At 74.4% G+C, this 11675-nt stretch carries 11 protein-coding genes; 6 read left to right on the top strand and 5 right to left on the bottom strand.

Annotated features, from left to right (window positions below):
* The first annotated feature begins 3 nt into the window (after positions 1–3).
* Positions 4–1902, top strand: a complete 1899-nt coding sequence (locus ACZ52R_RS16615; RefSeq protein ID WP_465753649.1) for a condensation domain-containing protein — start codon at positions 4–6, stop codon at positions 1900–1902.
* Positions 1903–2001: 99 nt separating this feature from the next.
* Here the strand turns inward: ACZ52R_RS16615 and ACZ52R_RS16610 are convergent, their stop codons facing one another.
* A complete protein-coding gene (locus tag ACZ52R_RS16610; RefSeq protein WP_465618192.1) occupies positions 2002–2673 on the bottom strand; it encodes a hypothetical protein in 672 nt (223 codons plus the stop codon).
* 68 nt (positions 2674–2741) lie between these two features.
* Positions 2742–3374 carry an RNA polymerase sigma factor gene (locus ACZ52R_RS16605; protein ID WP_360504551.1) on the bottom strand — a complete coding sequence of 211 codons (633 nt, stop codon included), beginning with the start codon at positions 3372–3374 and terminating at the stop codon, positions 2742–2744.
* Positions 3375–3614: 240 nt separating this feature from the next.
* On the opposite strand from ACZ52R_RS16605, the gene ACZ52R_RS16600 reads away from it, so the two are divergent.
* The 5 genes from ACZ52R_RS16600 to ACZ52R_RS16580 all read left to right on the top strand — a co-directional run bounded on the left by ACZ52R_RS16600 (position 3615) and on the right by ACZ52R_RS16580 (position 8310).
* Positions 3615–4418, top strand: coding sequence for an SAM-dependent methyltransferase (locus ACZ52R_RS16600; RefSeq protein ID WP_465753648.1), 804 nt, complete (start codon positions 3615–3617; stop codon positions 4416–4418).
* Between the two features lie 87 nt (positions 4419–4505).
* On the top strand, positions 4506–5477 hold the full coding sequence (bla, locus tag ACZ52R_RS16595) for a class A beta-lactamase (protein WP_465753647.1): 972 nt from the start codon (positions 4506–4508) through the stop codon (positions 5475–5477).
* Between the two features lie 264 nt (positions 5478–5741).
* Complete coding sequence (locus ACZ52R_RS16590) at positions 5742–6629, top strand: DMT family transporter (protein WP_465753646.1); 888 nt, start codon at positions 5742–5744, stop codon at positions 6627–6629.
* 78 nt (positions 6630–6707) lie between these two features.
* Complete coding sequence (locus tag ACZ52R_RS16585; protein ID WP_360504543.1) at positions 6708–7508, top strand: SDR family NAD(P)-dependent oxidoreductase; 801 nt, start codon at positions 6708–6710, stop codon at positions 7506–7508.
* Positions 7509–7515: 7 nt separating this feature from the next.
* Positions 7516–8310, top strand: a complete 795-nt coding sequence (locus ACZ52R_RS16580; RefSeq protein ID WP_465753645.1) for a polysaccharide deacetylase family protein — start codon at positions 7516–7518, stop codon at positions 8308–8310.
* A gap of 36 nt (positions 8311–8346) precedes the next feature.
* Here the strand turns inward: ACZ52R_RS16580 and ACZ52R_RS16575 are convergent, their stop codons facing one another.
* Genes ACZ52R_RS16575 through ACZ52R_RS16565 form a run of 3 tightly spaced genes read right to left on the bottom strand, consistent with a single transcriptional unit; the run spans position 8347 to position 11551 of the window.
* On the bottom strand, positions 8347–9438 hold the full coding sequence (locus ACZ52R_RS16575) for a glycosyltransferase family protein (protein ID WP_465618201.1): 1092 nt from the start codon (positions 9436–9438) through the stop codon (positions 8347–8349).
* A 13-nt stretch (positions 9439–9451) separates the two neighbouring features.
* Entirely contained in the window at positions 9452–10396 is a 945-nt protein-coding gene (locus ACZ52R_RS16570; protein ID WP_465618203.1) for an NAD-dependent epimerase/dehydratase family protein, read from the bottom strand.
* A 30-nt stretch (positions 10397–10426) separates the two neighbouring features.
* Positions 10427–11551 carry a DegT/DnrJ/EryC1/StrS family aminotransferase gene (locus ACZ52R_RS16565; RefSeq protein ID WP_465753644.1) on the bottom strand — a complete coding sequence of 375 codons (1125 nt, stop codon included), beginning with the start codon at positions 11549–11551 and terminating at the stop codon, positions 10427–10429.
* Between the last annotated feature and the right edge of the window lie 124 nt (positions 11552–11675).

Here is an 11675-nt window from a genome sequence, read left to right as displayed (position 1 = left end):
GACGTGACTCCGCACGACCTGATTTCCCGCGAGGCGGCTCCATCCAAGGCGACCGCGCACGAGACGACGCCGCACGAGACGACGCCGCACGAGACGACGCCGCACGAGACGACGCCGCACGAGGCGGCTCCGCACGATGCGACAACGCCCGAGCTGCCCCCGCACGACACGCGACCGGCCGCCAGGCTGGTCACCGTCCGGTTCGCCGCCGCCGCCGCCGGCAGCGGCTCCGGTCCGCTCACCCGCGGCCAGGACAACATGATCCGCTGCATCCGGAGCGAAGCCCCCGAGCAGATCAACAAGCACTCCGTCTGGCCGGTGCCCGCCGGCACCTCGGTCCCGGCCGGCCTGGTGGCCCTGCGACTGCTGGTCGAGCGGCACGAGTCGCTGCGGACCTCCTTCCCGGCCGGCCCCGGACCGGACGGCTTCCCGGACCGCCAGGTGGTGCACCCGAGCGGGCGCTTCGCTGTGACGGTGGTCGAGGCGGACGGTCGTGAGGACAGTCGACTGGACGCCCTGGCAGCCGAGTTGGGGCGGAGAGATCTCGCCGTCCCGCTGGATCTCGCGCTGCCGTCGCGGATCCGGTTCACCCTGGTCGCCCGCGGCGAGCGGCTGCTCCGTCTGGTCGCCGTGGTCTGCCATGCGGGCGCCGACGGCGCCGCCACCGCCGTACTGATCCAGGACTGGCACGCCCTCGCCGCCGGGAAGGAGCTGCCCCCGGTCACCGCCCCGACGCCGCTGCAACTCGCGGTCGCGGAGCAGAGCGCCCGCGGTCGTCGCAAGGCGGCCGCCGGCCTGCGGCACTGGGCCCGGGTCCTGGGCAGCGGCCCGCAGACCGTCTTCGCCGACGCGCGGGTCACCGGCCCGCCCCGCGACCACACCGCGCTGATGGTGCGCTCGTGCTCGGCGGCCGACCACCTCGCCGCCGTCTGCCGCCGGGTCGGCGCCGGCCCGTCCGTCGTCCTGCTCGCCGCCTTCGCCGCGCTGGTCGCCCACCGCGCCGGCCGGCGGGGGGAACTGGTGCTGTCGGCGCTCTCCGCCAACCGCCACCAGGCCGAGCTGATCGACCACGTCGGCACCCTCGCGCAGGACGCGCTGATCCTGCTGGACACCGACGCGGCCGACCTCGACCAGCTGATCGGCCGAGCCAAGTCGGCTTCGCTGAAAGCCTATTGGAACAGCATCCTGGACGCCGGGCAGGTCTGGCAGCTGGTCGAGGACGTCGCCCACCGGCGCGGCTCCCGGTTCGCCCGCCAAGTGGTCGTCAACGACCTGAGCCTCACCGTCCCGGCTGCCGTTGCCGACGCCCAGCCGCCCCCGTCCGGCGACCCCGAGCTGACCGCGCTGCCAAGCCCGCCGCTGCCGGTCCGGCTGATGCTCGCCGTCCTGCGGGTCACCGGCAGCCTGGACTTCGTCCTCGTCGCCTGCCCCCAGGTGCTCGACGCGGAGGAGGCGGAGGGCTTCGCCCGGGCGCTGCTCGCGGTGCTCGCGGCCGCCGCCGAAGGCCCGGTGCTGCTCGCCGACCTGCCCGCCGTGCTCGGCCCGCCGGCCGACGGCCGTAGCGGCGAGTGGCGGCTGATCGACGGTTCCTGGATCGACCTCGCGGCCGTCCGCGCCCTGCTGGACGCCGCCCTCCTGGACACCGCCCTTCCGGATACTGCCCTCCGTTCCCACGAACTGTCGTTTTCCGAAGGAGAGTTGGTGGCCGAGATCGTCACCGACGACCCCGCGCTCGGCCCCGCCGCCGCCCACCGGGCCGTCGCCGCCGCCCTGCCCGGCCGCGACACCGCGATGGCGCCGCACCACTACGTCATCCGGCGGGTGACGCCGGACGGCGAGGAGGTCCACGCCGGAAGCGGACGCGACCCGGAGATCGTCGCCCGGTTGTCCGCACTCACCTGAAGGGATGATCGCGGGCAGCCACGGGCCGCTCATCCTCACGAGTCTTCGCCGCTCACTCTCGCGAATCGTCGGCGCTCACTCTCGCGAGTGCCGCGTCGTTCACTCCGGCGAGTGCCTCGGCGAACCCTCGCCGTCGTCGCCGAGCCCCCGCGGGAGGTCCCACGAACATGCGGAGGTCGCCCCCGAGGTGAGCCCCCACGGGCTCGGGACCTCCTCCGCGTCGTCGTCGCCCTGCAGTGGCAGCCGGTCGATCACCGCGACCAGGGCGGGCGGCAGCTGCGGCGCCAGCCCCCGGTGCACCCGGGACAGGATGTCGCGCCGTACGTCCTCCGGCAGTAGCGGTCGGCTCATCCGCAACGGCCTTGGCCCGGGTGGGCGTTCGGCCGTGGACAGCTGGTCCGACCAGGCCCGCCAGTAGTCCGCGTCGTCGGTCTCGCCGAGCATCAGGTGGTGCAGGTGCAGGCAGTACGCGGCCGTCCCGCTGCCCGAGCCCGCCGCGAAGCGCCACCAGAACTCGGCGCCCTCCTCCTTGCCGGTGGCGTACAGCAGTGCGCCGAACACCTCCGCCCCCTCCGGCTGGATCCGGCGCGCGTTCACCAGCAGGTCGAGTCCGCGCGAGGCGTCCGGCGCGCCCAGGAGCAGGGCCACCACCAGGCCCAGCTCGAAGGCGGCCTGCTCGTGCTCTGACGGCAGGTGGGTCGGCGCGGCCGTCAGCCGGGCCTGGCGGACCTCGGCGATCCGCTCGGCGTGGGCGCGTTGGGGCCGTGGCACGCGGAGGACCGCACGCCCCCCGCCCGTGGTGCACGCCCCGCCCGGCGACGCGGTCGTCCGTCGGCCCGTCACAGTTCGTCGCCACGGTCCGGGAGTTCGCCCACCCCGAGCCGGCGCGCCAGCCGTTCTCGGGCATGCCGCAGGTTGGAGTGCACCGTCGCCACGGGCCCTCCCAGGTACGCCGCGATCACCTTCACGTGCAGACCCAGCAGGTAGCGCAGGATCACCACATCCCTTTGTCGGTCCGGCAGTTCGAGGATCGCCGCGTACAGCCGCACCTCGTCCGCCTCGCTGTGCAGCAGCCCGTTGGCCACCTGTTTGAACGCATTGATCACCGCCGCGAAGGTGACCGCCTCCACCTCCACCGGCTCCTCGGCGGCGACCCAGTCCGAGACCTGCCGGTTGGCCAACCGCCAGGCGTACGCGGCCGGTTCCTCGAACCGCAGCACCTGTGGCCAGCAGCGGGCCAGGTCGGCCTTCACCACCTTGACCACCAGCGCGGCGTCGGCCTGGCTGCCTATCCTGGTCAACGCGAGGGCGTGCCAAGCGGGTTCATGCGTCTCGCAGAACGCGGCGTAGGTGAGGTCCAGGCTGAGGCCGAGGTCCCCGCCGACCCCTCGCTCCGGCCCGTTCCCGCCGGCGCAGTCCACTGCCGCCCCGCCCCGGTACCCGCGCACCGGGGCACCCCTGTCGATCGTCATCGATCCTGCTTTCCGTGGCCGTCGGCTGCTCACCCGGCCACCCGAGGGTCGGGCTGTCCGTGCCCATCCTCATTCCATCAGGCCTGTTACTCCAGGCTGCAAAGTGAATACAGATTGTCATCTCATGGGATCTGGCGACTGGTTGAATCGGTCCCGCCGGGATTGGCCCCGCAGGGATTGGTCCCCGGATACCGTGGGCAGCAATCGGTCGGTTGCGATCGAGGTACCGAGGGGGAAACGATGGGTCTCTACGACGGGGTGGACCTGCGGCTGAACGTGCCGCACTCGGCCCGGATGTACGACTACTTCCTGGGCGGTTTCACCAACTTCGCCGCCGACCGCGAGGCCGCCGGACACGCCCTCGCCGTCGCGCCCTGGCTGCGCACCGGCGCCCGCGCCAACCGCTCCTTCATGCACCGCTCGACCCGCGCCCTCGCCGAGGCCGGCCTCGACCAGTTCCTCGACATCGGCACCGGAATCCCCACCTCGCCCAACCTCCACGAGGTCGCCCAACGCGTCCGGCCGGACGCCCACGTCGTCTACGCCGACAACGACCCGATCGTCCTCTCGCACGCCCAGGCCCTGCTCACCGGCACCCCCGAGGGCCGCACCGCCTACGTCGAGGCCGACGTCACCGACGTCACCCGGCTGCTCGCCGCCCCCGGGCTGCGCGACACCATCGACCTGGACCGCCCCGTCGCGCTCTCCCTCAACGCCCTGCTCCACTTCGTCCCCGACGCCCGCGGCGCGTACGAGATCATCGAGCACCTCAAATCCGTCCTGGCCCCCGGCAGCGCCCTGGTGGTGACCCACACCACCCCCGACTTCGCCCCCGAGGACATCGCCAACCTGGTCCGCATCTACGGGTCCGGCGGCACCGCCGTCCAGGCCCGCACCCGCGCCGAGGTCGCCCGCTTCTTCGACGGCTGGACCCTCCTCGCCCCGGGCGTCGTCCCCACCCCCCAGTGGCGGCCCTCGGCGGACGAACCCCCGGTCTCCGCCCCGGAGGCCTCGGCGTACGCGGCGGTGGCCCTCCGGCCCTGACCCGTGGTCGACGAACCACCCAGGCCCCCGTAGCGTCCTGTGATCGAGAAGGCGGTTCGCGCCGCGACACTCGACCAGAGGGGCACCATGTACTCGCAGCCTTCGGAAGCCCGCCACCGCCGTCACAGCCGCCGCGCGGTCCTCGGCCTCGGGGCGGCCGTCGCCGTCACGGCCGCGACCGGCGGACCGGCCCGCGCCGCGTCCACCAGCGGCGGACCGGCCTACGCCGCGTCCGCCCCGGGTACGCCCGACGGCTCCGACCTCCACCGCCGGCTCGCCGCCCTCGAACAGGAGCACTCCGCCCGGCTCGGCGTCTACGCCCGGAACCTGGCCACCGGCCGGACCGTGCGCTACCGCGCCGACGAACTGTTCCCGATCTGCTCGGTCTTCAAGACCGTCGCCGTCGCCGCCGTCCTGCGCGACCTCGACCGCGACGGCGAGTTCCTCGCCCGGCGGATCCGGTACACCCAGGCCGACGTCGACCGGGCCGGCGGCGCACCGATCACCGGCGAGCCCGGCAACCTGGCGAACGGCATGACCGTCGCCGAACTCTGCGCGGCCGCCCTCGACCACAGTGACAACACCGCCGGCAACCTGCTGCTCCGCGAACTCGGCGGACCGACGGCCGTCACCCGCTTCTGCCGCTCGATCGGTGACCGCGTCACCCGGCTGGACCGCTGGGAGCCCGAACTCAACACGGCCGAGCCCGATCGCATCACCGACACCACCAGCCCGCACGCCGTCGGCCGCACCTACGGCCGCCTCGCCCTCGGCCGCACGCTCCCACCGGCCAAGCGCGACCGGCTCACCGCCTGGCTGCGGGCCAACACCACCAGCACCCACCGCTTCCGCGAGGGCCTGCCGCAGGACTGGACCCTCGCCGACAAGACCGGCACCGGCAGCTACGGCACCACCAACGACGTCGGCATCGCCTGGACCCCGACCGGAGCCCCCGTCCTCCTCGCCGTCCTCACCACCAAGCCCGCGGACGCCGCCGCCCCCAAGGACGAACCCCTCGTCGCGAAGACCGCCGCCCTGCTCGCCCCCGTCCTCGGGTAACCCCGCGCCCGACGTGCCACCCCCGCACCGGCCGGGCGACGGCCCGCACCACGCGCTGCGCGCCGGCCCCGCCCGGCCCCGCCCGGCCCCGCCCTCGGCGGCCGCGGCTGCTGTTCCGTGCCCCGACCCGCAGCACCGCCCGTCCCGCCCGTGCGCGGTCCACCCGCTGCCACTCGCTGACGCCCCTTACCCACCCGTGCGCCCGCGCCGCCCCGGGGACAGACTGGTGGTGGACCGATGCTGTCCCGCGAGGCTGGGAGACGCATGCTGCTGGGACTCACCACCGCGCTGGTCGCGACCGTCTGCTTCGGCTTCGGGGCGGTCTTCCAGGCGCGCGGGGCGCGGTCGGCCCCGCGTGCCGACCGGGTGCGGGCGGGGCTGCTGGCCGCGCTGGTGCGGTCGTGGCAGTTCCTGGTCGGGACGGTGCTGGACATCGCCGGCTTCGTGCTGAGCATCGTGGCCCTGCGCAGCCTTCCGCTCTTCCTGGTGCAGGCCGTCACCAACGCCAGCCTGGCCGTCACCGCCCTGGCCGCCGTCTGGCTGCTGGGAGCGCGCCTGCGCCGGGGGGACGTCGCGGGCATCGTTGTCGTCGTCGTCGGCCTCACCCTGCTGGCGCTCGGCTCGGGCAAGGAGGGCCGGAACGACGCCCCGGCGGCGTTCCACTGGTCGCTGCTCGCCACCACCGCCGTCATGCTGCTGGCCACCCTCGTGCTGGTGCGCCGGGACGGCACCGTGGCGGCCGCCGGGTTGGGCCTGCTGGCCGGGGTCGGTTTCGGGGTGACCAGCCTCGCGGTGCGCGTCCTGGATGCCTCCGGACCGCTCGCGGTCCTCTCCGACCCGGCCGCCTACGCCTTGGCCGTCGGCGGCCTCGGCGGCTATCTCGCGTACGCACTGGCCCTGCAGCGCGGCACGGTGACGGCCGCGACCGCCGCCGGGACGGTGGCCGAGACCTTCGGCCCGGCCCTGGTCGGCGTGGCGGCGCTCGGCGACGCCGCGCGCCCCGGGTTCGAGTGGTGCGCGCTGACGGGCTTCGCGGTGGCGGTGGGCGGCACTTTCCTGCTGTCCCGTTTCGGTGAACTCGAGGGCGGGTCGGCCGAGCTGTCGATGCCGTACCCGGGCGCCGAGGCGGAGTCGGCCGTCCCGCCCCGGTAGCCCGGACGACTCCGCCGTGCGAAGGTGACTTGCCGGACAAATCGGACGGCGACACGGCCTCAGAGCGGCAGGTGCGCGATGGCGGAGGAACCCCGATCGGAACCCCACCCCGGATCTCGGCGGTCGGTACCGACCGAGCGTCCCGTCGCGCTGATCACCGGCGCCTCCTCCGGGATCGGCCTCGCCACCGCCATCCGGTTGGCCGAGGCCGGCTGGCACACCCTGCTCTCCGGCACCGACCGGGCCCGCCTCGACGAGGTCGCCGACCGCACCGGCGGCCTGGCCCTGCCCGAGGACCTGAGCAAGCCGGACGGCCCGCGCCGCCTCGCCGACGCCGCCCTGACCGAGGCCGGCCGGGTGGACGCCCTGGTCGCGAGCGCCGGCCTCGGCTGGCGCGGCCCGTTCGCGGACACCCCCCTCGACACCCTGGACCGGATGTTCGAGGTCAACTTCGCCGCCCCGCTGCGCCTGGTCCGCCTGCTCCTGCCCGGCATGCTGGAGCGCCGCCACGGCCGGATCGTGCTGCTCGGCTCGATGGCCGGCCAGGTCGGCGTGCGCGACGAATCGGGCTACTCGGCCACCAAGGGCGGCCTGACCATGTTCGCGGAGAGCCTCTGGTACGAGCTGCGCGGTACGGGCGTGGGGGTGCGCCTGGTACTCCCGGGGGCGGTGGACACCCCGTTCTTCGACCGGCGCGGCACGCCGTACCAGCGGGAGCGGCCGCGCCCCGTCTCGGCGGAGCGGGTCGCGGACACCGTGGTCGCGACCATCAGCACCGAACGCGACCGCCTGTACGTGCCGCACTGGCTCGGCTTCCCGGCCCGCATCCACGGCGTCGCGCCGGGCGTGTTCCGCCGGATGGCCTCCCGCTTCGGGTGAGCGCCGGATGGGCGTCGCCACCGAGGCCGTCAGCACCGGGGCCGTCAGCACCGAGGCGGTCAGCACCGAGGCGGTCATCACGAAGGCCGTCTTCGCCGGGGCCGCCGTGGCCGGGGTGGAGTTGCTGCACCTCGCCCCGGCCGCCGTCCGCCTCCCGCCGCTGCGCCGCACCGTGGCCCGCCGCACGGCCGGCCACGGCACCGCCCCCGGCCACATCGCCCTGACCTTCGACGACGGCCCCGACCCGCGTAGCACTCCGTACATCCTCGACGCGCTGGACGAACTCGGCGTCCGTGCCACCTTCTTCCTGCTGGGCGCGATGCTGGAACGGGCCCCCGCGCTCGGCCGCGAGCTGGTGTGGCGCGGCCACGAGGTCGCCGTCCACGGCTGGCACCACCGGCAGCAGTGGTACCCGGCCCCCGCCCGCGACCTGCGCGAACTGCGCCGCGCCAGCGAGGCGGTGACCGACCTCTGCGGCGCCCGCCCGCTCTGGTACCGCCCGCCGTACGGCGTCCTGACCGCCGGCCCGGCCCTGGCCGCCCGCCGCCTGGGCCTGCGCAGCGTGCTGTGGACCGCCTGGGGCCGCGACTGGACGGCGGAGGCCACCGGCGCCTCCGTCTACGCGACCGCCCGCCCCGGCCTGACCGGCGGCGCGACCCTCCTCCTCCACGACTCCGACTGCACCTCCGCCCCCGACTCCTGGCGCGCCACCCTCGCCGCCCTACCCCTGATCGCCGGCCACTGCCGCACCCGCCACCTCACCCTCGGCCCGCTCCGCGACCACGCGGTGCCGCCCCGCTAGCCGGGCTCGCGCCCGTGTCGGCACGGTGCGCGTGACCTACCCCAGCCCCACCCGCCGCAGTGCCTCCGCGAACCCTGCCTGCCATCCCGTCGGGGTGGCGCCGGGCGAGGGCGCGGGGGAGGGCCGTTTCAGGGCCGCGAGGGCGTTGCGGACGACGTCGGCCGGGCGGGCGGAGGTGACGTCGGCGTGGCCGAGTTCGAGTTCGTGCTGGAGGTTGTCGCGCCCGTGGCCCTGGACGACGTCGAGGAGCAGCAGCCGTCGGCCGAGTGCGCGGGCTTCGCTGCAGGTGTCGCCGGAGCTGGTGACGACGAGGTCGGCGGCGGTCATCAGCGCGGGGATCCGGTCGGTGTAGCCGAACGGGTGCAGCCGGGGCTGCCGGTGGGCGGCGGCTCGGAGGCGGTGCTGGAGTGCGCGGTTGCGTCCGGCGACCGCGAGCACGTGCGGCCCGGTGGCGGCGAGTGAGGCGGCGGTGCGGGCGAGCGGGCCGAGCCCCCAGGAGCCGGACATCAGCAGGACGCAGGGGGCGTCCGCCGGTACGCCCAGCTCGTTCCGTGCTTCGGCGCGTCCCGGCGGGTGGTAGAACGGCTGCCGCAGCGGCGCGGGCACGACGGCGATGTCGGCGTCCGGGCGGTACCGCCGCACCGCGCAGGCGGCGACCTCGGAGGTGACCAGGAACAGGTCCGTCCCCTCCTGTACCCAGAGCCGGTGCGGCGTCACGTCGGTGCAGAACACGAAGTGCCGGAACTCCCGTCCCTGTCCCCACCCCTGCAGCCGGTTGACCGCCGAGGTCGCGGTGGCGAACACCGAGACCACGAGCTGCGGCCGCTGGGTCTCGACCAGTTTCCGCAGTGCCGGGACGAGCCGGGTGCGGGCCGCCGCGTCGGTGAGCCGGGCGATCCGGGTGCCCGGCCGCAGCGCCGAGAAGTGGAAGGCGTCGTACACCCCGGGGAGGCCGAGCAGGTGGCGGAAGACCGCCTCCCCGGCGGCGCCCGAGCGTTCGCCGAGCAGGGCCATGGCGTCGACGGTGTCGGTGGTCCAGCCGCGGTCCCGCAGGGTGTCGGCGCAGGCCTGGGCCATCACGTCGTGGCCCTGGCCGAGCGAGCCGGAGATCAGCAGGGCGTGCGGCATCGGGTGGTCCCGGTCAGGTGGTGGTGGACGCGGCGGTGGCGGCCCGGTACCAGTCGGCGTACCGTCGCACGCCGTCCGCGAAGTTGGTCCGCGGAGACCAGCCGAGCAGTCGCTTCGCTTGAGCGGACGAGATCCGACGGCCCGTGTAGTCGGCTTTCCGGCCCCCGATGTGTTCGATGCTGACGGGTCCGAGCAGTTCGTCGACGGTGTCGGCGATGTCGCGTACGGAGACGGCGGTGGAGCCTTCGAGGGCGAAGGTCTGGTCCTCGGCGGCGGGGGACAGGGCCCGGACGTGGGCGTCGGCGAGGTCCTCGACGTAGACGAAGTTGCGGCTCTGGCGTCCGTCGCCGGCGATGGTGATCGGCCGCCCGGCCAGCGCGGCCTGGACGAACCGTGCGACGACCAGTTCGTCGCGCATCCGGGGTCCGTACGGGATGCCGTAGCGCAGGATGGTGAAGTGCTGCCCGTACAGCTCGCGGTAGCTGTGCACCAGCATTTCGGCGGCGAGCTTGGTGGCCACGTAGAGGTGGCCGCTGTGCTCCAGCTCGATCGGGACGTGCTCGTCCAATTCCTCTTCTTCGCCGCCGAGTTGCTCGCCGCCGAGGGCGGCGCCGTAGACCCAGACGGTACTCGCGAGCACGGTGCGGCTGAGGCCGCTGCGCCGCGCGGCTTCCAGGACGGCCTCGGTGCCGTCGATGTTGGTCCGCACGGCGCGGACCGGGTCGGCGGAGACCTGTTCGACGTCGGCCATCGCGGCGAGGTGGTAGACCACTTCGCTGCCCGCCAGTGCGGAGGTGAGGGCCTTCAGGTCGAGGACGTCGATCCGCGCGTGTTCGGCGTCGGGGTTGAGGTACTGGTCGGTGGTGTCCACCGCGAGGACGTCGTGGCCGGCCGCGATCAGGTGGTCCACGACGTGTGAGCCGATGAATCCGCAGCCCCCGGTGACGGCTATCCGCACGTTCTTGCTCCCTTCGCTCCGGCCGGCCGGCTAACCGGCCGACCGCCGGTACACCGCCGAGACGGCTTCGATGACCTGCTCCGTCTCGTCCTCCGTCATGTCGGAGTGCACCGGCAGGCAGACCTGCCGTGCGCAGAGGTCCTCGGCCACGGGCAGGGGCCCGCGCCGGTACGGGGCGAGCACGGGCTGCAGGTGCAGCGGCAGGTCGTAGACCTCGCCGGACAGCCGCACGCCGTGCTCCTCGGCGACCGCCCGCTTGAACGCCGCACGGTCCGTGCCGGGCGGCAGCAGCGCCACGTACTTGTAGTAGTTGCCACGGCAGCCGGGCGGTTCGAGCACCGGCTGCAGGCCGTCCGGCCCGGCCAGCGCCGCGTCGTAGCGACGGGCGACGGCCCGGCGGGTCTCGATGAACTCCTTGAGCCGGCGCAGGTGCACGGCGCCGACCGCCGCGTGGAGCTCGCTCATCCGCCAGGAGTAGCCGAGCAGCACGTGGTGGTTGGTGGTGAAGGAGCCCTTGCCCTGGTCACGGTAGATCCGGGCCTCGTCGCGCAGCTCCGGCGACTCGGTGAGGATCATGCCGCCCTCACCGCTGGTGGTGACCTTGGTCGGGTAGAAGGAGAAGGCTCCGGCCAGCCCGAAGGTCCCGGCGGCGCGCCCGTTGACGCTGCTGCCGTGGGCGTGCGCGGCGTCCTCGACCAGCGGGATGCCGCGTTGGTCGCAGAGTGCCCGCAGGGCGTCGACCTGCGGGGTGACCAGCCCGCCGATGTGCACCAGCACGACGGCGGCGGTGTCCGGGGTGAGGGCCTCCTCGAGGGTTTCGGGGGAGAGCGCGAGGGTGGCCGGGTCGACGTCGGCGAACACCGGGCGCCCGCCCGCGTGGAGCACCGCGCCGGCGGTCGCGTAGAAGGTGACGGCGGGGACGACCACGTCGCGGCCCCGGACATCGACGGTGCGCAGGATCATCTCCAGCGCCGCCGTGCCACTGCTCACCGCGACGGCGTGGGAGGCGCCGTGCTCGGCGGCGAAGCCCTGCTCGAAGCGCTCGGTCCAGGGACCGAGGGTCAGGGCACCGGTGGTGAGCATCTCGGTCACCGCCTCGGCGACGGCCGCGCGGTCGCTCTCGTCGAACACGATGCGGGCGGCTGGCACGCCCATGGGGCACCTCCGGCGGCGGGCTGCCGACGCAGCACCGATCGGGTCGGATCCTCCCGAACCGCACAAAAGCGGTCGGGTCAGGCACATCACGCTACTTCGCCCGGCCGGGTCACGGCCTGTCGTC

It is taken from the genome of Kitasatospora sp. NPDC034023, assembly GCF_055575795.1.
The sequence above is the reverse complement of the archived record's forward strand: the minus strand, read 5'-3'. Positions and strand labels throughout refer to the sequence as shown.